Here is a 20,879-nt window from a genome sequence, read left to right as displayed (position 1 = left end):
GCCAATCCCTATATGATTGGTCAGGAATTACGGGAACCCGATCATGACCGACCAGACCGCACCGATGGAGGGCACGCCTCTTATCCAGCCTTCATCCACGGACCATCCGCTCTACGACAATATCGTGGATGCCTGCCGCACCGTGTATGACCCTGAAATTCCAGTGAATATTTATGATCTGGGGCTGATCTACACGATCAGCATCACAGACGAGAGTGACGTCTTTATCAAAATGTCCCTCACCGCACCGGGCTGTCCTGTGGCCGGTGAAATGCCCGGTTGGGTTGCCGACGCTGTGGCCCCCTTGGCCGGTGTCAAAACCGTCGATGTGGATCTGGTGTGGGAACCGCAATGGGGCATGGATATGATGTCGGACGAGGCCCGCCTCGAATTGGGATTCATGTAAGCGCCTACGTGAAGGAGGTCCGCTAAATGTTTGGAATACCAGGAAAACAGGCCGTCACCCTGACGGACAAAGCGACCCAGCAGATCGCCAAACTGATGGCCAAGGACGGCCATCAGGGGTTGCGCATCGGCGTCAAAAAAGGCGGCTGTGCGGGCATGGAATACACCATGGAATACGTGGACGAAGTCGACCCCATGGATGAAGTTGTTGAACAGGACGGCGCGCGCGTCATGATCGCCCCCATGGCGCAAATGTTCCTGTTTGGCACCGAAATCGACTATGAAATCAGCCTGTTAGAGGCAAGTTTCAAGTTTCGGAACCCCAATGTCACCGAGGCTTGCGGCTGCGGCGAGTCCATCAAGTTCGATGAGACTTTGACCGCAGGTAAATGAGCATTTCAGACGACGATATCGCCCATGCCCTTGAATTGTTTGAAGGTTTGGGCGATCTGACGACCCGCAAAATGATGGGCGGGCTGTGTATCTATCATGCTGGCACCATCTTTGCGATCATCCACCCAGACGGCGGTATCTTGGTCAAAGGCGCAGGACCCTTCAAAGCAGAGCTTGAGAGCATGGGCCTTGCCCCGTGGGAATACCTGCGCAAGGACGGTAGCCCCACCAGCATGCCCTATTGGCATTTGCCGGACAGCGCCATGGATGACCCCGAAGAGGCCACGGCGCTGGCCCGGCGCGCACTTGAACACCTTTAGGTAGGCCCCTGAAATATCAGGACTTATCCTGCAGGTGGACATAGGTTTCATCGAACCGCGCCTGCAGATGATCGACCGCACGAATGACGTCACCGGACCCGATGGGCGCCACATTGGTGTCGGCATTGGGGTTGTAAAACAACGGGATCGACATGCGCTCCGCTGTGCCGCCCACCACGCGGTGCGGCGTGGCCACCACCCGTTTCGCGGTCCACATCTCCAACATCTCACCGAAGTTGATGACGAATTCGCCCACAGGTGCCGAGACCGGGATCCACCCGCCGCCCCGCTTGCGGACCTCCAGCCCGGGCGTGCCATCCATGGCCAACAACGTCAGACAGCCGTAATCCGTATGGGTTGCGATGCCGAAATCCTTGGCCCCCGCCCAATCGGGCCGTTCGGGGTAAAAGTTCCCTCTTAACAAGGCCATAGGCTGGTCGAACTGTTCTCGGAAATACTCCGCATCTTCGCCAATCGCGGTGGCAATCGCCGCCAGAAGATCACCCGAAAAAGCGAGCGCGCGCGCATAGTAATTCTCAATGATGATCCGAAAATCAGACGGCACATCCGGCCACAGATTGGGCGCATAGACGGACAAGTCAGACCCCGGAACCTCATATCCGCAATCAAAAACCTGTTTGTAATCGGGATTTGCATTCGGATCGACCTGTTCGGATCCCGACGCGCCCCAGCCACGGTTGGATCCCGTCCGCGCCATGTTCACGGCCTCTTTTTGGACCGCTGGCAACGCGAAGAACGCTCCGTAAGCTGCGAAAACATCACGTATTTCTGACGCTGAAATGGGGGTGTTGTGAAGGGTCAGAAACCCGATCTCACGCGCGGCGGTCGCCACCTCAGCCAAGACACCTGCGTCCCCCGCCAACAGCCGTTCGGCATCAATCCTCGGTATCATTTCGCACCCTTTCGTCTGACCTGCGCGTTTGCTACATCAGCACAAATGAAAATGGGAGGGCGACATGCGCAAATTGGCGGCAGGAAACTGGAAAATGAACGGGCTTGGTTCGGATGTGCCCCAGCTTGAAGCATTGGTGGCCGACCATCCGACTGCAACGGTCGATGTTGTCATCTGCGGCCCCGCCACCCTGCTGACCCGCATGGCCGCCACGGGCATCACCGTGGGCGGTGAGGATTGCCACACCGCAGCCTCCGGCGCACACACCGGCGATATCTCTGCGCCGATGTTGGCCGACGCGGGGGCCACCCATGTCATCACCGGCCATTCCGAACGGCGCACGGATCACGGTGAAACCGACGCGCAGGTCGCGGCGAAGACCCAAGCCGGATGGGCCGCAGGCCTCCACGTGATCCTGTGTATCGGAGAGACGGAGGCCCAATACCGCGCGGGCGACACTTTGGATGTCTTGCGCGCGCAGATGGACGGGTCCATCCCCGACGACGCCACCGCGGCCACCACAACCATTGCCTATGAACCTGTCTGGGCCATCGGCACCGGCCTCACCCCGACGCCCCAAGAAATTGCAGACGTCCACGCCGCCCTGCGCGCCTATCTGACGACGCGGTTCGGTGACGACGGCGCAACCATGCGCCTTCTATATGGCGGCTCCGTTAAAGCCAGCAACGCGGATGATATCTTCGCGCTGGCCAACGTCGACGGCGCGCTGGTGGGTGGCGCGTCCCTCAAAGCCGCCGACTTCTCCCCCATTATCACCGCACTTGAGAACGCAGACTAACGTCCTTCATTCATCTGGCCCAAAAAACTCCCGCCGGAGGCATCCAACAGACAAAAAAGGCGACGCGCTCAGTTATGCACGTCGCCTTTTTCATATTCTATAAACAACACCGCGCGTCAGCGCACCGCTGTTTCACCGTCAGTTGGTGATGATCTCAGGCCCCATGTAGGCCGTGGGCAACATGGTCGACAGCCACGGAATATAAGTCACCATGATCAAGAACACGAAGAGCACAGCCAAGAACGGCAGCGCCGCTTTCACGACCCGCATCATCGACATGTTCGCGACACCAGACGTGACGAACAGGTTCAGCCCCACCGGCGGCGTGATCATCCCGATTTCCATGTTCACCACCATGATGATGCCAAGGTGAATGGGATCAATCCCAAGCTCGATTGCGATCGGAAAAACCAATGGCGCCACGATCACAATAAGGCCCGAGGGCTCCATAAACTGACCACCGATCAGCAGGATCACATTGACGATGATCAAGAAAGTGATCGGCCCCAGACCTGCGGCCAACATGGCCTCGGTGATATGCTGGGGGATTTGCTCGTCGGTCAGAACGTGCTTCAGGATTAAGGCGTTGGCGATGATGAACATCAACATGATCGTCAGTTTACCCGCCTCCAGCAGGGTCGCCTTGGTGTCGCGGTGAAACAGGGCTGGCACGGCGAAGATCACGTTCTCCACATTGGCGCGCAGCAGGTTTTTGCCGCCCACTGCCAGTGATGTCCCGAAGCCCGCGCCGGATGTTTCCAGCCGCTGCGCGCCGCGCACCAGACTGAACACAAAGACCGCAGGGGGCAACAGCAGGACGAACACCGCACCGATGATCTGGATGATCGCGAACAACCCCGTGGTGCCCGACGTCAGAACCGACCAGATCGCATAGAGCATCGGCAGCACACCAAAGACCAAAACCGCGATCCCCGCCACTACCATGCCCTGCCCCGCAGGCACTGCCTTTGCCATGGCAAAGCCCAGCACCAACGCCACGGCGCCAAAGACCAGTGCCGCATAGACCGCGATCATGATCGAGGCCCCCATCATAAAGGTCGCCACCGCATAAAGAAGGAACGTCACCAAGGTGAAGCCCCAGACGCGCAGGCCCAACAGGCCGCTGTCGGCCTCGGCCTCGGGCAGCCAGGACTTGCCCTTCAACGGCCCCATATCGCGGTAGATAAAGATCGACACGATGAAGGCATAGACCGACGCGATGGCCGCAGCCTCGGTCGGGGTGAAGACACCGCCGTAGATGCCGCCAAGAATGACCACCATCAGGAACAAGCCCCAAGAGGCGTCGAGGATGGTGGAAAACACCTGTTCAAATCCCAACCATTCGCCCTTGGGCAGGTTCTTGATCCGCGCGATAACGTAGATGGTGATCATCAACATGACACCGGCCAAAAGGCCCGGAATAACACCGGCCAAAAACATCCGGCCCACGGACACATCGGTGGCGGACGCATAGACGACCATCACGATGGAGGGCGGGATCAGAATGCCCAAGGTGCCCGCGTTACAGATGACACCGGCGGCAAAATCCTTGGAATAGCCGGACTTCACCATGCCTGCGATGACAATTGTCCCCACGGCCACCACCGTTGCGGGCGATGACCCGGACAAAGCGGCAAACAACATGCACGCCAGAACACCCGCAATCGCCAGCCCCCCGCGCACGTGCCCGATGATGGCAATGGCGAAATCAATGATCCGCCGCGCCACCCCGCCCGTGGACATGAACGACGACGCCAGAATGAAGAAGGGAATGGCCAGAAGCGTATAATGCCCCGCCATCGCCTGATAGAGCGACTGCGCCAAGGACGCCAAGGAACTGTCGGACAAGGCCAACAAGAACAGGGTCGAAGACAGGCCAAGGGCCACAGCAATCGGCACACCGATGGCCAGAAAGGCAATGACCATGCCAAAAAGAATTGCGACGTCCATTTACTTTGTCCCCTGCTGTGCATCGCCGTAGCCCAGCGAATTGTCGATCTCGGCACCCGCCTCATCCACCGCGTCCTCGGCTTCGTGACTGACGATGATTGTGTTGATGTCTCCACGGATGATCCGCACCAGAAGCTGCACGATCCGGTAAACCATCAGCGCCATGGCAAAGGGCAACATCGCGTAGGGAATGACGCGGGGCAGCTTTTCGTATTCTTCCCCGAAGTTGAACGTGTTTTCTAAAAAGGTCTGGCCAAAGGGGATCGGAATTTGATCCATCTCATACCAGCCGCGTCCGCGGGACTCCTCAAATCCTGTGGGGAACCACCGGCCTGAGGTTGAATTGAGCTCCGCAAAAGGCGCCCAGTAATCCCACGCGCCCTTAAGCAACAACAGCGCATAGACCAGACAGACCAGTGCCGCCGCAATCGCCATGGCCCGTTTCAGGCGCGACCCCGACAGGTTGATAAGCGCGTCCACGCCCAAGTGGCTGACCACTTTGAACCCGTAGGCAATGCCGAACAGCACCAGCCACGCAAACAGCACCAACGTCAGCTCCAGCCCCCAGATCAACTGGCTGTTAAAGCCGTAGCGCAAGACCACGTTGATGAATGTCACCAAGGTCATCAGCCCCATCAACAAGGCGATCACCGTTTCTTCTATGTTGTGAATGACCGCGCCGATGCGGCCTTTGGGTTGATATGCACCCGACATGTCCTGCCCCCGAAAGCATGGTTATCAAAAAGGGCCGGCCACAGCGCAGCCGACCCAATGTGCGGGATGGTGGGTGGGGCGCCTCGTGTGAGGGACCCCCTCACACGACAGCGTCACCCGACATCACTTACAGGCTGGCGTTGATCGCCTGTGCCGCGTCGATGTTGTCCTGACCCACATCGTCCACGAACTGGTCCCAAACGGGCTTCATCGTCTCAACCCAGGCGGAGCGCTGCTCGTCGGTCAATTCGCGGATCACACCACCTGCGTCCACAATGGACTGCTTGGCCGCTTCGTTCACAGCGAAGGCTTCGGCGTTGCGGGTTGTGGTGACTTCGTCAAGGATCGTCAGGAACTGGTCGCGCACATCGGCATCAAGGCTGTCGAGGAAATCAACCGACGTCACGACCAGATAGTCGATGATGCCGTGGTTGGTCTCCGTCACGCCGTCCTGAACCTCAAAGAACTTCTGGCCCCAGATGTTGGACCATGTGTTTTCCTGCCCGTCGACAACGCCGGTCTGCAGCGCGCCGTACACTTCAGAGAACGCCATCGGCTGGGGGGAGGCCCCCATGGCTTCCATCTGTGCCACCAGCACGTCGGAGTTCTGCACGCGGAACTTCAGGCCATCAGCATCGGTCGGCAGTTCAAGCGCGACGTTGGCCGACATCTGCTTCATGCCGTTGTGCCAGTAGGCCAGGCCCTGCAGGCCGCGGCGCTGCATGCTGTCCAGCATCGCCTGACCGGTGTCGGAGGCTTGGAAGGCGTCAACCGCTTCGATGTTGGTGAACATGAAGGGCAGATCGAAAATGCGGAACTGGCGGGTGAAGGCCTCAAACTTGGACAAGGACGGGGCGGCCAGCTGGACGTCGCCCTGCAACATGGCCTCAAGCACCTGGTCGTCGTTGTAAAGGGACGACTGCGGGAAGACTTCCATGCACATGGTGCCGTTCATCTCGGCGTTGACGCGTTCCATCAACAGCGTGGCCGCGATGCCTTTGGGGTGACGGTCGGTGTTGGTCACGTGGCTGAACTTGACGACGATTTCGCCGTCATCGCAGCCTGCGTGGCCGTCGGCCATAGCCGCACCAGCGGACAGTGTGAGGGCAGCGATGGATGCTGCGTTCATCAGAAACTTCATGGGGTTCCTCCCTAGGAATTAGAATCGGCGCGCCCCTCCCGGACGTGCCACTCAATCAGGATGAGGCGAAATTCCGCGCAAACGCATAAAAATGTCAGCGTTACGCCAAAGCGTTGAGAATCATTAACTTTTGGGGGCCAGCGGGGATGTCCTGCCACTGGCCGCGCGGGTTATCACACGGGTGTTACCGCCAACTGTGCGGAAATCCACACAGTGCTATTGGCGGTAGTCATCAGGCTTAAGCCCGTAGCGCGTCAACTTGTCGTAGAACGTCTTGCGCGGCAGTTTCAGCGCTTGGGCCGCCTGCCCCGACCGTCCGCCAGCGCGCTGCAAGGCTTCGATCAACAAGGACCGTTCTACCTGCGCCAGCTGCTCGGACAGGCCCAAGCCCTCCCCAGCCTTGGCCCCCACCGCTTCATCCCCCATGCCCATGGCAAAGCGCATGGCGGAATTCATCAACCCACGGGCATTGCCCGGCCAGTCCTGCGCCATCAGGCCTGCGATCAGATCGGGGGAAATGGGCGGCTCGGGCAGGTTGGCCTGTTCACAGGCCTGCGCCACGTAATGGCGAAACAACACGGGGATGTCTTCGGGCCGGTCGCGCAGGGCGGGCACATGGATGCGCATCAGATCAAGGCGGTAGAAGAGATCGGTGCTGAAACTGCCGTCCTTGACCGCCGCGTCCACATCCGTCGACGTGCCCGACAGGACCCGCACGGTTGACCCGTCCTCCAGCGCCTCAAGCAGGGCGAATTGCACGGGCGGTGCCAGCGCCGTGACCTCATCAAGATAAAGGGTTCCGCTGTCGGCCTCCGCAAAGGCCGCCAACAGATCTTCGGCAGACAGTTGCGCGGCGGGGCGTTTGATGAAGGGGCGGCTTGCGGCACCGGACAGCAGGTGAATGATCTCGGCAATTTTGGGGGTGCCTGTGCCGGGCTCTCCGGTGATCAACACTTCGGCGCTGGCGCGGGCCACGGCGCGCACGCGGGCGCGCAGCGCGTCCGAGGCCGCAGAAATCCCCACCAACATCCGTGCCGCCGCATCGCCCCGGTCCAACTCCTGTTTCAGCCGCCGGTTTTCCATAACCAGCGCGCGTGCCTTCAGCGCCTTTTCAACAACGGCCAGCAACTCCTTGGCACCACAGGGTTTTTCAAGAAATCCATAGGCCCCTTCGGACATGGCTTTGACGGCCATGGGGATGTCACCTTCGCCAGTGAGCAAGATCACCGGCAGATCGGCATCCACCTTGCGCACATGATCCAACAGGTAAAACCCGTCCCGTCCGGGCATGCGAATGTCGGTCACGATCACGCCGTCGAATGTGGGGTCGATGTGATCCTTGGCCTCGATAAAGGACCCCGCGCGCAGCGGGTCCAGATCGGCCAGTTCGACCGTCTGGCCCAGCGCCTCACGGACGTCTTTTTCATCGTCGACAATCATCACACGTTTGGTCATGCGGCGGCCTCAGCCCGTTCGGCGGCGTCCAGTGTCACGGTAAAGACCGCACCGCCTGCGGGGTGGTTGCGGCCACGGATCATGCCACCAAAGCTTTGCACCAACCCGTATGAGATCGACAGCCCCAGCCCCATGCCATCCTGTGACACCTGTTTGGTGGAATAAAACGGATCAAAAATCCGGTCGGGTTCATCAAGACCGGGCCCTGTGTCGCGCACGTACAACTCAACCCGCCCGTCGACCATCGCAGCATCCAGTTCAATCCGTTGGGCTGCGTCCTGCCCCTCCATCGCGTCCATCGCGTTGCTCACAAGGTTCAGCACCACCTGCTGCAACCGGACCTCACCGCCGCGCACGATCAGCGGGGTGGCGGGCGGCGTCCAAAGGATATCCACACCGCTGGTCTTGGCGCGGGTCTGCGTAATTTCGAGGACGGCGGTGATCACCCCTGACAAATCCACATCGGTCATGCCTTCGCTTTCTTGTTTGGCAAAGGCGCGCAGGTTGCGGATGATGCGCCCCATCCGCCGCGCCAGATCGGCAATCCGGCCAAGGTTTTGCCCCGCCACATCCGCCTTCCCCCTGTCCAAAAACGCCTCGGCGTTTTCGGCGTAGCTGCGAATGGCCATCAGCGGCTGGTTGAGTTCATGGCTGATCCCTGCCGACATCTGGCCCAACGCGCTCAATTTGCCAGCCTGCACCAGATCGGCCTGCGCCTTTTTCAACTGTGCCTCGGTGGCGATGCGTTCGCTGACTTCATGGCGCAGATCGGCGTTGGTGCGCGACAGCTCAGCGGTGCGGGCCTCGACGGCGGTTTCAAGGCGGGCGTTGGCTTCCGCCAGTGTGCGGCGGCGTTCGGTGGCTAGAAACAACATCGCCCCAAAGGCCAGACAGATTGCGGCGGCCACACCGGCCTGCAGCCGCGCCAAAAGACGCGCAGGTGCCACGTCCAACAACGCCTCACCGGTCATCTGGATCACAGGCAGGGGCAGCGACAGATGCAGCGCGCGCTGGGGCACATAGCGTTGGCCCTGCACGGACCAGACGCTGTGCCCGCGCTGATCCCGCGCTTCATAGGTGATGAACGGGCGCAGCACGCCCTGCGCATATTCCGCCGTATCACCCCGCAGCGCCGCGCGCGGATCGCGGGCCATAAAGACCAGTTCGGACCGGTTTGAAATAAACGTCACACCCAGATCATCTGTAAAGAACACCGTGGGCCGCGCCCCGCGCCAGACGGCTTCAACCGCATCGACGTTCACGACTACTATCACCGCCCCCGCCACCGGCCCCTCAGCCGAAAAGACAGGGGCCGCAAACAGGAACGTGCGCTGACCATAACGGTCATGCACCAGATGGTAGATGCCCAATGCGCCGTCCATGGCGCGGTCGAAATAGGGGGTGGTGCCGTGCGCCTCGGCCCCCGTGCCTGAGGCAGAGGCGACCTCACCCCCGTTGCGTGACACCACCAGAATATCCAGCGATCCGGTCTTGTCCGCAGTCTCGCGCAACAAATCCGCCGCCCCCGCCCCGCGCCCGTCCACGGCGGCGGCCACGACCGGATGATCGGCCATCAGAACCGCCAGTTCACGGTAGCGCGACAGCTCCCCCGTTAGGCGGTCGGACGCCAGTGCCAGATCGGACCGGCCCCGTTGTTCCAACTGATCCAGCGCTGATTGATACCCGAACCACCAGACCGCTGACGACAAGGCGGCCACCGCGACCAAAAAGGCCACGACCGCAAGGATCCGGGTTTGAAGGGCGTTCAACATGACGCACAGCTTAGAAAGCTGCTCTTGCAAAGGCCAGAGGGCATGGGCAGACATGGGCCATGCAACGCCTGACCCAATCCCCCACAGACCCCGCATTCGTCCAAGACCCCTACCCGTTCTATGACCGCGCACGGGCCACGGGCGATTTGTTTTATTGGGAAGACTATGGTGCGATCTGTGCGGTGTCCCACGCGGCTGTGGCCGCCTGCCTGAAGGACAAGCGTATGGGCCGTGAGGTGCCGGAGGAATTCCGCGCCCCCGTCCCCGACCATCTTGCGCCGTTTTATGCGGTTGAGGCCCATTCGATGCTGGAACTCAACCCGCCGCGCCACACCCGTTTGCGCGGGCTGGTCCTGCGCGCCTTTACGTCGCGCCGCATCGCCGCGTTGGAGCCTGAGATCGCAGCGCTGTGCCATCAGTTGATCGACCAGTTCCCATCCGGTGACTTCGACCTGCTTGAGGCCTACGCCCGCACCGTGCCCGTCATCATCATCGCGCGGCTGCTGGGTGTGCCCGAAGACCGTGCCGATGATCTGCTGGCGTGGTCCAATGCCATGGTGGCGATGTATGTGACCAACCGCACCCGCGCGATTGAGGACCGTGCCGTTCAGGCGACCGAAGATTTCGTGGCCTTCATGCGCGCCCATATCGACGCCAAACGGCGCGCGCCAGCCGATGACCTGATCTCGGAGCTGATTGCCGCCGAAGAAGACGGAGCGAAGCTGACCACGGATGAGATGATCACCACCTGCATCCTGCTTCTCAATGCAGGGCATGAGGCCACGGTCCACACCCTTGGCAATGCGGTCAAAACCCTGCTGGACCGTGACATCCGCACGGTCGATGACCGCACCGTCGAAGAGGCGCTTCGATTTGATCCGCCGCTGCATCTGTTCAACCGTTGGGTGAGCGAAGATTGTGAGGTTTTCGGCCATGCCTTCAGACGCGGTGACAAGATCAACTGCCTGCTGGGGGCGGCGAACCGTGATCCGGCGGCCTACCCCGACCCGCACCGCTTTGACCCTACCCGCAAAGGCCCCGTGAATGTGGCCTTTGGCGGCGGCATCCATTTTTGTGTGGGCGCACCGCTGGCGCGGCTGGAATTGCGTGTGGCCTTGCAGGTCTTGTTTGAACGCTGCCCCGATCTACGCCTGACGGCCCCGCCGCGCTATGCCAATGTGTTCCACTTTCACGGGTTGGAGGCTCTGCCGGTGCGGGCTTGACCCCCAGCCCGGCGCACGGCACACAGTGTCCATGGGGTCTTTGCGAACACCCCGTGAGGTTTCGACCAGACGTTCGCATGTCCTTCGTCCATTGGAGACATGCGCATGGCTGCACCTTACGAAATATCCCCCAAAAACCTGTCCCGCTTTATTGGCACCCCCAACTGCCCCGTCATCATCGACGTGTCCATTGACGCCGATGTGGCAGAAGACCCGTTCCTGATCCCCACCGCACAGCGGCACCCGCACACAGAATTCGCGTCCATTGTGGACCGGCTGCAGGGGACGGAGTGCGTGATCGTCTGTCAGAAAGGCCTGAAGCTGAGCCAGGGGTTCGCATCGCGTCTGCGCGGCCACGGGATTGCGGCACAGGTTCTTGAGGGGGGCAATTACGGCTGGCGCGCGATGGCCGATGCCCCACGGGTGGCGATTGACACCTTGGCCGCCGCGTCCCTGTGGGTGACGCGCCACAGGCCCAAGATCGACCGGATCGCCTGCCCGTGGTTCATCCGCAGGTTCATCAACCCGGAGGCCGAATTCCTGTTCGTGGCCCCCGATGCGGTGGCTGGCGTGGCGGAAAAATATGGGGCCACGGCCTTTGACAGTGCCGATGCGCCCTTTGGTCATCGCGGTGACCTTTGTACCTTTGATGCCTTGCTGGATCACTTTGACCTGCGCACTGCGCCCCTCGACCGCCTGTCACAGATCGTACGCGCAGCGGATACGGGGCGGGCTGGGGACAGCCCGCAGGCCGCAGGGCTTTTGGCGGTGTCACTGGGCCTGTCGCGGATGCACAAAGACGATCACAGCCAACTGGACGCCGCCATGCCGGTTTATGATGCCCTCTACCGGTGGGCGCGGGATGCGCAGGCGGAAACCCATGCCAGCTTCGGGGATGCCCCATGACCTACGCGGACATGGTGCGCCTCTTTGGCCGGATCGGCTGTTTGTCCTTTGGCGGACCCGCAGCCCAGATCGCGCTGATGCAAAAGGAACTGGTCGACGACCGGCCCGTGATGACGCAATCCGAATTCCTCAAGGCGTTGTCGTTCTGTATGCTCTTGCCCGGACCAGAGGCCATGCAACTGGCCACCTATGCAGGCTGGACCCTGCGCGGTGTGCGCGGGGGCTTGATCGCGGGGCTGCTGTTCGTGTTGCCCGGTGCGGTGGTGATTGCGCTGCTGGCGGGGCTGTATGTGCACTTCGGGGATGTGCCGCTGGTTCAGGCGGCGTTCTTGGGGATCAAGGCCACGGTCATCATCATCGTGGTGCAGGCCATTTTGCGTCTGCTGGGAAAGGCGCTGGGACGCATAGACCACCGGATGATCGCAGCCATCGCGTTTCTTGCGCTGTTTGTCTTCGCCCTGCCCTTTCCTTTGGTGATCCTTGCCGCTGGTCTTTACGGCTACCTCAGCTGTGCGGAACGTGCACCGGGGCGTGTGGCCCTCCCGTGGCGGGACAGCCTTGCCCCCATCGGGATCGGGGCCGTTCTTTGGGCCGCACCACTGGTGGTCGCATGGGCCACAGGGGCTGCGTTTTTGCTGGCGGTGGGGTTGTTTTTCTCGACCCTCGCGGTGGTGACCTTCGGGGGCGCCTACGCGGTGCTGGCCTATATGACACAGGCGGTGGTCACCGATTTCGGCTGGATCGACACCACGCAGATGATCGACGCCCTAGGGCTGGCGGAAACCACGCCGGGGCCGCTGATCCTTGTGACGCAGTTTGTGGGCACCCTGGCAGGCCATGGACAAGGCGGCTGGGGGGTGGCCGCACTGGCCGGTCTGATGACGCTTTGGGTGACGTTCGTGCCCTGCTTTATCTGGATCTTTGCCGGTGCGCCCTTGATGGCGTGGCTGGACACGGCCCCCCGCCTTCGGGCGGCATTGGCCGCGATCACGGCGGCGGTCGTGGGGGTGATTGCGAACCTGTCGCTGTGGTTCGCGCTCCATGTCCTGTTTGACACCCTGACACCGGCCCCTGCCCCCTTTGCGGTGCTGATCCCCGACTGGTCCACGTTCAACACCCTCGCCGCGATCCTCACCGTCTTGGCGGGTTATCTACTGATCGTCCGCAAGATACCCTTGCTTCTCACGCTGGGTCTCATGGCACTTGCAGGGCTTGCGATGGGCGGGGTCGCGTAACGCTGTCCAAGGCCCCCTTTCATCCGCCCCCGAATCTCGTATGCTGTGGAGGTCTGAACTGGGGGGCTGCCCGTGACCATCACCAATCACACGATCGACTATGGCAACCTGATGCACAAAGCGATGCGTGCGCTGATCCATGAGGTCCTGACCGACATCGCATCCAAGGGGCTGCCGGGCAATCACCACTTCTTCATCACCTTCGACACGATGCACCCCGATGTCGAAATCGCGGACTGGCTGTCGGACCGCTATCCCGGTGAGATGACCATCGTCATTCAGCATCAGTACGAAAGCCTGATGGTCACCGAACAGGGCTTTGCCATCACGCTCAGCTTTGGGGACAGCCCCGAGCCGTTGTATATCCCCTACGACGCGATCAAGACCTTTGTGGACCCGTCTGTTGAATTCGGCCTGCGGTTTGAAACCCAGGATGATGACGAAGACCGCATCAGCCCCGTGCCTGCGCCCGATGCAGAACCCGGCCCCGTGCCAGAGGCCCCTATGGCCGAAATGGCAGAGCCTGAGGACACAGCCCCGAAAGAGGCCGAGGTCGTCTCTTTGGACAAGTTTCGCAAGTAATCCCCGCCACCGGGCGCTTGCCCTTGCGCAGCGGCCCCGTTAGACGGCATGCAACCGTATACCGCCAACACCTGAGGCCTTGGACATGACCAACACCCGCACAGAAACCGACAGCTTTGGCCCCTTGGAGGTCCCAACCGATCGCTACTGGGGCGCACAGACCCAAAGATCGTTGATGAACTTCCCCATTGGCTGGGAAAAACAGCCCGTGGCCATCGTGCGTGCGCTGGGTGTGATCAAAAAGGCCTGCGCCATGGCCAACCGCGACAGTGGCAAACTGGACGCCAAATTGGCCGATGCCATGATTGAGGCCGCGGGCGAAGTCATTGACGGCAAGTTGGACGATCATTTCCCGCTGGTTGTGTGGCAGACAGGGTCCGGCACGCAATCCAACATGAACGCCAACGAAGTGATCTCAAACCGCGCGATTGAGATTTTGGGCGGCGAAGTCGGGTCCAAAGACCCGGTGCACCCCAATGACCACTGCAACATGGGCCAGTCGTCCAACGACACCTTCCCCACCGCCATGCACATCGCCGCCGCGATGACCGCGCGGGATGTCTTGTTGCCGGGATTGGAGACGTTCGCCGCTGAACTTGAGGCCAAGGCAGAAGAGTTCAAAGACATCATCAAGATCGGCCGCACCCATACGCAGGACGCAACGCCGCTGACACTGGGTCAGGAATTCTCCGGCTATGCCAAACAAATCCGGGGCGGGATCGAACGGATCAAACTGGCCCTGCCTGGCATCTATGAACTGGCCCAAGGCGGCACCGCCGTGGGCACCGGCCTGAACACATCGCCCGGTTGGGACACCACTGTCGCCGCCCATATGGCCGACATCACCGGCCTGCCTTTCGTCACCGCCCCTAACAAGTTCGAAGCACTGGCCGCCCATGACGCGATGGTGTTCATGTCCGGCGCCATCAAAACAACGGCCATGGCCGCCTATAAAATCGCCAACGACATGCGGTTCCTCGGCTCCGGCCCCCGGTCCGGTCTTGGCGAATTGATCCTGCCCGAGAACGAGCCCGGATCGTCGATCATGCCGGGCAAGGTGAACCCGACACAGGCCGAAGCCATGACGCAGGTCTGCGCCCATATCCTTGGCAATGACGCAGCGATTGGCTTTGCCGGATCGCAGGGGCATTTCGAACTCAACGTCTACAACCCGATGATGGCCTATAACCTGCTGCAATCCATGCAGCTTTTGGGCGATGCCGCCGACAGCTTCACCAAACGGATGTTGTCCGGCACCCGCGCCAACGAAGACCGCATTGAAAAGCTGATGAAAGAAAGCCTGATGCTGGTCACGGCATTGGCCCCTGAAATCGGCTATGACAACGCCACCAAAGTCGCCAAGACCGCCCACAAAAACGGCACCACCCTGCGGGAAGAGGCCGTGGCGCTCGGCTTTGTGGACGAAGAGACCTTCGACCGCGTGGTCCGCCCCGAAGACATGATCGGCCCGAAATGATCAAAGCGCGCCCCCATATCATGCTGCAAGGCGGGGTCACCGATGATGCGGTGGCCCTGTGGCAGACTGCCTTTCCCGACCTGACCGCATCGGACACCGATGGGATGGGCCTGCGCACGCTGACGCTGGGCGATCTGACCTTCACGTTGTTTGACAGCCCGCCCATTCACAAATTCGGGCCAACCCCGTCATGGTCGATGATGGTGGATGTGGACACGGCTGAGGCTGTGGACGACGCGGCGGCCAAATTGGGCGATGGCGGATCCATCTTGATGCCAGCCGACAGCTACGAATTTGCCCAGCGGTTCGTCTGGGTACAGGACCGCTTTGGCATTTCGTGGCAAATACGGTTCGGGGCGATCCAGTGACGGAAATTGTGAACCTCAACCGTGTCCGCAAGGACCGCGAGCGGACCGCCAAAAAGGCCGAGGCCGACCAGAACGCCGCCAAGTTTGGCCGCACCAAGGCCGAACGGCTGGCCGAAGCGGCGCGGGACGCGCGGGCAAAGCAGCAGTTGGATCAGCTGAAATTCGAGGATGAATGACCGTGGTGGGATCAGCCCGCCCTGTCAAACATTCGCTGACCTTGCGCGGACACCGCACCTCGGTGTCGCTGGAACCTGAATTCTGGGACGAATTCCGGAGGATCGCAAAAGCGCGCGATCAGACCCTCAATGGCTTGGCCATTGAAATAGACGAGGCCCGCGGCGACGTGGGCCTTGCCTCTGCGATCCGGGTGTTCGTTCTGAACACCCTCAAGGATCACTCTGCGTAAAGCGCCTCGCGGACCCGGTCCAGTGTCTCGCGGTCCTCGCGTTCCACTTCGGACAAGAGCTGGCGGTCGACCTCACGTTCCAGCATTTGTTCATAACGGATCTGATCTACCCTGCGCGACACCTCTGGTGCAGCCTCAGAATAAGGGCGTTTGATTGGAACCAGATGTTCCAATTCCGCCTGATTGCGGCTGAACAATCCGCTCAACGTTTCGGCCAAATCAGCCGGACGCACGGACGCAAAAAACTTTGGCACTGCGAATGTCATTTAACCGACCCTTCTCAACGCCCCCACAGCGGTTAATCTAGGGTAAACCCGCCATCGACGAAATAGGGCAAAATTGCCTCATTTACCTCCCATCCGGCTGAAAAACACACTTAGAACGTTGTTTTCATTCACTTTATCAAAGCAACCGGCTGCCCCATTTTGGCCTAAAACTATAAAGACCCGACCGGTCTTTCAGGCAACAATCGCAGTTCAAAGTGTGGATTGCGGCGACTGGTAAAACAATCCTGCCCTAAACAGGATCGTCCCCATTGCTTGGATCACCTTTCAGACACGGTGAGTCGGATGCCATCCTTGGCGCGCACGGTCAGATGCGCGACCGGCACGGGGATATCTTCGGTCACATCAAACCGGAAGCGGCGCAGCAACATCGACAGCAACACAGGTCCTTCGACCATGGCGAACCCTGCCCCCGTACACACGCGCGGCCCTGCGGAAAACGGGATGTACGCATCGCGCTGGCAGGTCTTGCCGTTCTCGGTGCCCCAACGGGTCGGGTCGAACCCGTCGGGATTGTCCCACAGCCGGGTGTGCCGGTGCAGGTGCCACGGGCTCAGCACAATCTGGCTGCCTTTGGGCGCGCGCCTGCCGCGCATCGTTTCGGGACAGGTGGTTTCGCGCACCATCATGGGCACCGGCGGATACAGGCGCAGCGCCTCGCGGAACACATCACGGCTGAGTTTGAGCGCCGACACCGATGAGAAATCCGCGCTCAACCCCGCCGCCTCCTCCGCCAATCTGTCCTGCCATTCGGGATAGCGCGCCACCAGATACAGCGACCACGCCAGCGCGCTGGCGCTGGTTTCATGTCCCGCCAGAAAGAAGATCGCAACTTGATCGACCATTTCTTCGGTGGAAAACGCGCGGCCTGTTTCGGGGTCTTTGGTGGTCATGATTTTGGTGGCCAGATCATCAGGGGCCGTGCCGCCGTCGATTTCAAACATCCGCCGTTCGGTCAGGTCCGTGATCAGCCGCCGGATGTCCGCCGCCGTGTCCGTTGTCGCCTTCTTGAAAAACCGCGGCATCCAGCGGGGGCCGGGAATGAAGGCCGCCAAGTTAAGGATCGGCTGTGTGCGTTGGTGATCGCGGAATTTTTCGAACACCTGCGTGGCGGTCTCATCCTCAATAGGGATCGAAAAGAGCGTGCGAAAGATTACATCAGCGGCCACATGAGACGTCTCGGGTTCGATATCGAGGGTGCCTTGCCGCTGGGCCAAACGCGCCACCGCCGCTTCCCCCGCCGCATACATCGCCCCGTAGGTGTCCCGCAGACGGCCCCCTTCAAACGCGGGATCAATGATGCGCCGTTGCCGTTTCCAGACCTCCCCGTTGGTCAAAAACACCGAATTGCCCAGCAGGGGCCGAAGGCCCGCGCCGATGCGGTCAGATTTGGGGAAATCATCGGGCCGGTCTTTCAGGACCCGTTTGACCAGATCAGGATCATTGGCCAGATAGCTGCGGAAAAACGGCGTGCGGAATTCGGCCATCCACGCGCGATACAATTTGGCCGGTTGGGCCGACAGAATGTCCTGCCGGAACAGCCGCAGATACCGCCAGAGCGATACCTTTTCTGGCCGCGACGGGGGTTTGGGCGGCAGATCAGCCGTCATCGGACACAGACGTGTATTTGGAGGCCGCAATGTCGATCCGTGATTGCGACGGTTTGCGACCGGCAAAGCGCTGCGCCAAGGTCAAAGGCCCTGCGGTGATGCGGAAATAGTCGTAATCCCCCACACGGTCGAAGGCGCAAAGGTATTGGAAATGCAGGCGGAAGAACCGCCAACGCAGTTTTTTCCACGTCTGGGGCGACAAGGTCTGGGTAAAGGCCGCAGAAATCACAAGCGGCCATTTCTGGTCGTCCGTCGCCACGCCCGACACGGCCACCGGATCGCACAATGCAAAGGCACAGCCATCGCCCGGTGCGGTCACATCGACCCAAGCCAATTCGTCCCGCGTGCTGAGGTATTGCAGATCGGCCCGCAACCGGTGCGCTTTGGGAAGGAAGCTGACCATGGGGACCACTTGGCCAAGGCTGAGGAACCCCAACGCAGGCCCGTCTGCCGGCACCCCACCTTCGCGGATCAGATCGGCCAGCACCGACACGGCCAGATGCGCGCCCGAGGAATGGCCGACGACCAGAACCTCATCCACGTCATCGCGCAGGGCGGCGGCAATCGTGTCTTTGAACTCGGCCATCCGCGCCTCAAGCTCGGGCGGATTTGCGCCGTTCCAATGGGCGGAATAGGCGTAGTCGTGCATCAGGTAATAGGCGAAAAACTTGCCGTCCTTGCGTTTGAACCACCGCAGAACGGACCAACCAACCCACGCACCAAACGCCCACATCAAGACCGTACGCCCGAAGATCAGGGCGGAATAATCAAAGGGCGTGCCCTCCCCCCGACCTACAATGGAAATGACGCCCCGTGCGCCCGTGGTCATGATCCAGCCCAGACCCTTGGCCGCCAAACTGGCCAGCACGACTGCAACCAACAGCTGCAGGATCAACATGCCCACAGGATAGAGCGCCGCAATCACGGGCCCCTTGCGCAGCCACATCAGGCGGCGCAGCGCGCCGCTGGCGATATAGGTCCATGCGGTGCGGACCAGTTGCAGGTAGGTCGCGGGGATGGACGACGCCATGGACCCGCGCACGATGTCGGACCAGACGAGCACGTCCACCTCGGCGCTGGTGGATTGGCCGTCCATTTGCCCCAACACGCGCCAGCCGTAGTGCTGACCGCTTTTGGGGGCGAGTTTGACCTCATACCCCGAAATCCCCGCCTGTGCGGTGCTTTCGGTGCGGTACAATTCACGATAGCGGCGCGGGTGAATGGGATCGTAGCCGGGGATGTAAAACACCCGTCTACGTCTTACCGTTGTCTGGTCTGCCTGATCCATCTGCGCCCGCTGCTCATTGGCTTTGGAATACCCTAACAGGGCTTTTCGGCAAAAATAAGGATCGCCTAGCCGAAAATCATCAAGACGGGGAAGGCTTCAAGCATCCAGTAGGCAAAGACTGTCAGAAATCCGGTGGCCATGGCCAGACCCACGGTGATCAACAGCACGCCTGAGATTTTTTCGATGACGCCCAGATTGCGTTTCATCCACGCCATTGGCCCTTTAAGCTGCGGGAAGAATGCCGCCACCAACAAGAAGGGCACGCCGAGGCCCACAGCATAAACGCCCAACATCAAGGCTCCCTTGCCCACATCGCCCGTGCCCGTCGCAAGGCTGAGGATCGCGGACAGGATCGGGCCAAGACACGGCGTCCAGCCAAAGGCAAAGGCAAGGCCAAGGAAGTATGCCCCAAAGGCCGACCCGCCCTGATCGCCTGCGTCGACGCGCATCTCTTGGTCCAGAAACCGCAGGCGGAAGACGCCCAGAAAGTGCAGGCCAAAGATGATGACAACAATGCCCGCCCCGATTTGTAGATAGCTTTGATAGCCCAGCAACGTCCGCCCCAAGGCCGACGCACCGGCGCCGAGGATCAAGAACACCGTGGACAGGCCCAACATAAAGAACAAGGCCGCCACAACCGCACGGCCCCGCGCGCCTTTGTCGTCTTCCATATCGCTGACACTGACCCCACCCATATAGGCCAGATAGGGCGGCACGATGGGCAGCACGCAGGGGCTTAGAAACGACAGGATGCCTGCCGAAAAGGCGATCAGCAGCGCGGGCAGCAGCGAGGCTGCGAGGAAGGTTTCGGTCTCGAACATCACCCCCATCTAGCGGGGTTGCGGGTCCGCGTCACGGGGCCTTTGGTCACATCCGCGTTGGGGTGTGTTTCAGCCACGGGTGGTGGACAAAGCCGCCCAAGGCTGGCATCGCAAGGGGATGAATGACGTGATAGACGCCCGTGGCCTGATGTGTCCCCTGCCCGTGCTGCGGCTGGGCAAGGCATTGCGCGGGGTGCCGCAGGGAGAGATCGTTCATATCTGGGCGGACGATCCCATTGCGGTCATTGATATCCCGAATTTTTGCCGCGAAGCAGGCCACGAATTGTTGGCACAAAGCGATGCAGGCGATCACCAGACCTACACCATCAAACGGGGCGCGGATCGCGCCTGACCATTTTGATGCGGAATAAAAAGACCCGCCAAGCGATGCCGGGCGGGTCTGATTTTGCTGTGGCGGCCGTTAGCGGCCCAAGGACCACCAACCGCGGCGCTTTGGCTTATCCTCGGACGGGGTGTCTTCGGATGTTGCCTCAGGCTCAGCCTTAGGTTCGGGCGCGGCCTCAGCCGCGGGGGCCTCAGCTGCGGCCGCCTTGGGGGCCGATGTCGTCTTGCGACGGCGCTTGGGCTTTTCGGCCTTTTCAGGCTCGGGCTTGTCTTCCGGGGCAGCCTCAACAGGGGCTGAAACCTCAGCCTCTGCTGGTGCGGTCTCGGCTGCGGGCTTTTTGCGGGACCGCGTGCGCTTGGGCTTTTCGGCGGGCGGCTCTGCGGGGGCGTCCGCTGGTCCTTCCGCTGCTGGGGCCTCTTCAACTGTGGCGTCATCCGCCTTTTTGCGACGGCTGCGGGTCCGTTTAGGCTT

Annotated in this window: 23 protein-coding genes and 1 pseudogene; 13 read left to right on the top strand and 11 right to left on the bottom strand. The window is 61.0% G+C overall.

Going from position 1 to position 20,879, the window contains the following annotated elements:
• The first annotated feature begins 43 nt into the window (after nucleotides 1-43).
• Genes QZ653_RS09745 through QZ653_RS09735 form a run of 3 tightly spaced genes read left to right on the top strand, consistent with a single transcriptional unit; the run spans nucleotide 44 to nucleotide 1,118 of the window.
• The gene (locus QZ653_RS09745; RefSeq protein ID WP_296419865.1) at nucleotides 44-406 is read left to right on the top strand and encodes an SUF system Fe-S cluster assembly protein; all 363 of its coding nucleotides are present in this window, start codon (nucleotides 44-46) and stop codon (nucleotides 404-406) included.
• A 26-nt stretch (nucleotides 407-432) separates the two neighbouring features.
• The gene (locus QZ653_RS09740) at nucleotides 433-798 is read left to right on the top strand and encodes a HesB/IscA family protein (RefSeq protein WP_296419864.1); all 366 of its coding nucleotides are present in this window, start codon (nucleotides 433-435) and stop codon (nucleotides 796-798) included.
• Nucleotides 795-1,118, top strand: a complete 324-nt coding sequence (locus QZ653_RS09735) for a TfoX/Sxy family protein (protein ID WP_296419863.1) — start codon at nucleotides 795-797, stop codon at nucleotides 1,116-1,118. The genes QZ653_RS09740 and QZ653_RS09735 overlap by 4 nt, the downstream gene beginning before the upstream one ends.
• A gap of 16 nt (nucleotides 1,119-1,134) precedes the next feature.
• Here QZ653_RS09735 and QZ653_RS09730 read toward each other — a convergent pair whose 3' ends face one another.
• Nucleotides 1,135-2,031, bottom strand: coding sequence for an isopenicillin N synthase family dioxygenase (locus QZ653_RS09730; RefSeq protein WP_296419862.1), 897 nt, complete (start codon nucleotides 2,029-2,031; stop codon nucleotides 1,135-1,137).
• Between the two features lie 64 nt (nucleotides 2,032-2,095).
• Between QZ653_RS09730 and tpiA the strand changes: the two genes are divergently transcribed.
• A complete protein-coding gene (gene tpiA / locus QZ653_RS09725; RefSeq protein WP_296419861.1) occupies nucleotides 2,096-2,830 on the top strand; it encodes a triose-phosphate isomerase in 735 nt (244 codons plus the stop codon).
• Between the two features lie 138 nt (nucleotides 2,831-2,968).
• On the opposite strand, the gene QZ653_RS09720 is transcribed toward tpiA, so the two are convergent.
• The 5 genes from QZ653_RS09720 to QZ653_RS09700 all read right to left on the bottom strand — a co-directional run bounded on the left by QZ653_RS09720 (nucleotide 2,969) and on the right by QZ653_RS09700 (nucleotide 9,862).
• Complete coding sequence (locus QZ653_RS09720) at nucleotides 2,969-4,780, bottom strand: TRAP transporter large permease (RefSeq protein WP_296419860.1); 1,812 nt, start codon at nucleotides 4,778-4,780, stop codon at nucleotides 2,969-2,971.
• Complete coding sequence (locus QZ653_RS09715) at nucleotides 4,781-5,494, bottom strand: TRAP transporter small permease (RefSeq protein WP_296419859.1); 714 nt, start codon at nucleotides 5,492-5,494, stop codon at nucleotides 4,781-4,783.
• A gap of 127 nt (nucleotides 5,495-5,621) precedes the next feature.
• Nucleotides 5,622-6,635, bottom strand: coding sequence for a DctP family TRAP transporter solute-binding subunit (locus QZ653_RS09710; protein ID WP_296419858.1), 1,014 nt, complete (start codon nucleotides 6,633-6,635; stop codon nucleotides 5,622-5,624).
• Between the two features lie 216 nt (nucleotides 6,636-6,851).
• Nucleotides 6,852-8,090 carry a sigma-54-dependent transcriptional regulator gene (locus tag QZ653_RS09705; RefSeq protein WP_296419857.1) on the bottom strand — a complete coding sequence of 413 codons (1,239 nt, stop codon included), beginning with the start codon at nucleotides 8,088-8,090 and terminating at the stop codon, nucleotides 6,852-6,854.
• Nucleotides 8,087-9,862, bottom strand: a complete 1,776-nt coding sequence (locus QZ653_RS09700; protein ID WP_296419856.1) for a sensor histidine kinase — start codon at nucleotides 9,860-9,862, stop codon at nucleotides 8,087-8,089. The genes QZ653_RS09705 and QZ653_RS09700 overlap by 4 nt, the downstream gene beginning before the upstream one ends.
• A gap of 59 nt (nucleotides 9,863-9,921) precedes the next feature.
• Between QZ653_RS09700 and QZ653_RS09695 the strand changes: the two genes are divergently transcribed.
• From QZ653_RS09695 to QZ653_RS09660, 8 genes are all read left to right on the top strand, one after another.
• The gene (locus QZ653_RS09695) at nucleotides 9,922-11,085 is read left to right on the top strand and encodes a cytochrome P450 (RefSeq protein ID WP_296419855.1); all 1,164 of its coding nucleotides are present in this window, start codon (nucleotides 9,922-9,924) and stop codon (nucleotides 11,083-11,085) included.
• Nucleotides 11,086-11,190: 105 nt separating this feature from the next.
• Nucleotides 11,191-11,991 (top strand): chromate resistance protein ChrB domain-containing protein, encoded by an 801-nt coding sequence (locus QZ653_RS09690; RefSeq protein ID WP_296419854.1) that lies wholly within the window; start codon nucleotides 11,191-11,193, stop codon nucleotides 11,989-11,991.
• Nucleotides 11,988-13,226, top strand: coding sequence for a chromate efflux transporter (gene chrA / locus QZ653_RS09685; protein WP_296419853.1), 1,239 nt, complete (start codon nucleotides 11,988-11,990; stop codon nucleotides 13,224-13,226). The genes QZ653_RS09690 and chrA overlap by 4 nt, the downstream gene beginning before the upstream one ends.
• Nucleotides 13,227-13,337: 111 nt before the next feature.
• Nucleotides 13,338-13,808, top strand: a complete 471-nt coding sequence (locus QZ653_RS09680; RefSeq protein ID WP_296419873.1) for an SspB family protein — start codon at nucleotides 13,338-13,340, stop codon at nucleotides 13,806-13,808.
• 85 nt (nucleotides 13,809-13,893) lie between these two features.
• Nucleotides 13,894-15,285, top strand: a complete 1,392-nt coding sequence (fumC, locus tag QZ653_RS09675) for a class II fumarate hydratase (RefSeq protein ID WP_296419852.1) — start codon at nucleotides 13,894-13,896, stop codon at nucleotides 15,283-15,285.
• A complete protein-coding gene (locus QZ653_RS09670; protein ID WP_296419851.1) occupies nucleotides 15,282-15,653 on the top strand; it encodes a VOC family protein in 372 nt (123 codons plus the stop codon). The genes fumC and QZ653_RS09670 overlap by 4 nt, the downstream gene beginning before the upstream one ends.
• Complete coding sequence (locus QZ653_RS09665; RefSeq protein WP_296419850.1) at nucleotides 15,650-15,829, top strand: DUF4169 family protein; 180 nt, start codon at nucleotides 15,650-15,652, stop codon at nucleotides 15,827-15,829. The genes QZ653_RS09670 and QZ653_RS09665 overlap by 4 nt, the downstream gene beginning before the upstream one ends.
• The gene (locus QZ653_RS09660; RefSeq protein WP_296419849.1) at nucleotides 15,826-16,059 is read left to right on the top strand and encodes a ribbon-helix-helix domain-containing protein; all 234 of its coding nucleotides are present in this window, start codon (nucleotides 15,826-15,828) and stop codon (nucleotides 16,057-16,059) included. The genes QZ653_RS09665 and QZ653_RS09660 overlap by 4 nt, the downstream gene beginning before the upstream one ends.
• Here the strand turns inward: QZ653_RS09660 and QZ653_RS09655 are convergent.
• The 4 genes from QZ653_RS09655 to QZ653_RS09640 all read right to left on the bottom strand — a co-directional run bounded on the left by QZ653_RS09655 (nucleotide 16,047) and on the right by QZ653_RS09640 (nucleotide 20,062).
• Nucleotides 16,047-16,325 (bottom strand): cell division protein FtsA, encoded by a 279-nt coding sequence (locus QZ653_RS09655; RefSeq protein ID WP_296419848.1) that lies wholly within the window; start codon nucleotides 16,323-16,325, stop codon nucleotides 16,047-16,049. The genes QZ653_RS09660 and QZ653_RS09655 overlap by 13 nt on opposite strands.
• 278 nt (nucleotides 16,326-16,603) lie before the next feature.
• Entirely contained in the window at nucleotides 16,604-17,953 is a 1,350-nt protein-coding gene (locus QZ653_RS09650; protein WP_296419847.1) for a cytochrome P450, read from the bottom strand.
• Nucleotides 17,943-19,241 carry an alpha/beta hydrolase gene (locus tag QZ653_RS09645; protein WP_296419846.1) on the bottom strand — a complete coding sequence of 433 codons (1,299 nt, stop codon included), beginning with the start codon at nucleotides 19,239-19,241 and terminating at the stop codon, nucleotides 17,943-17,945. Before QZ653_RS09645 ends, QZ653_RS09650 begins: the two co-directional genes overlap by 11 nt.
• A 65-nt stretch (nucleotides 19,242-19,306) precedes the next feature.
• Nucleotides 19,307-20,062: a cytochrome c biogenesis CcdA family protein gene (locus QZ653_RS09640; RefSeq protein ID WP_296419845.1), complete on the bottom strand. Its 756-nt coding sequence runs from the start codon at nucleotides 20,060-20,062 to the stop codon at nucleotides 19,307-19,309.
• Between the two features lie 118 nt (nucleotides 20,063-20,180).
• Between QZ653_RS09640 and QZ653_RS09635 the strand changes: the two genes are divergently transcribed.
• Nucleotides 20,181-20,414, top strand: coding sequence for a sulfurtransferase TusA family protein (locus tag QZ653_RS09635; protein WP_296419844.1), 234 nt, complete (start codon nucleotides 20,181-20,183; stop codon nucleotides 20,412-20,414).
• 69 nt (nucleotides 20,415-20,483) lie between these two features.
• On the opposite strand, the pseudogene QZ653_RS09630 reads toward QZ653_RS09635, so the two are convergent.
• Nucleotides 20,484-20,879: pseudogene (locus QZ653_RS09630) on the bottom strand (ribonuclease E/G); the annotation flags it as partial.

It is taken from the genome of Pseudooctadecabacter sp. (assembly GCF_020627745.1).
Classification (GTDB): Bacteria; Pseudomonadota; Alphaproteobacteria; order Rhodobacterales; family Rhodobacteraceae; genus Octadecabacter.
Note: the sequence above shows the minus strand (reverse complement) of the source record. Positions and strands in the feature narration are given on the sequence as shown.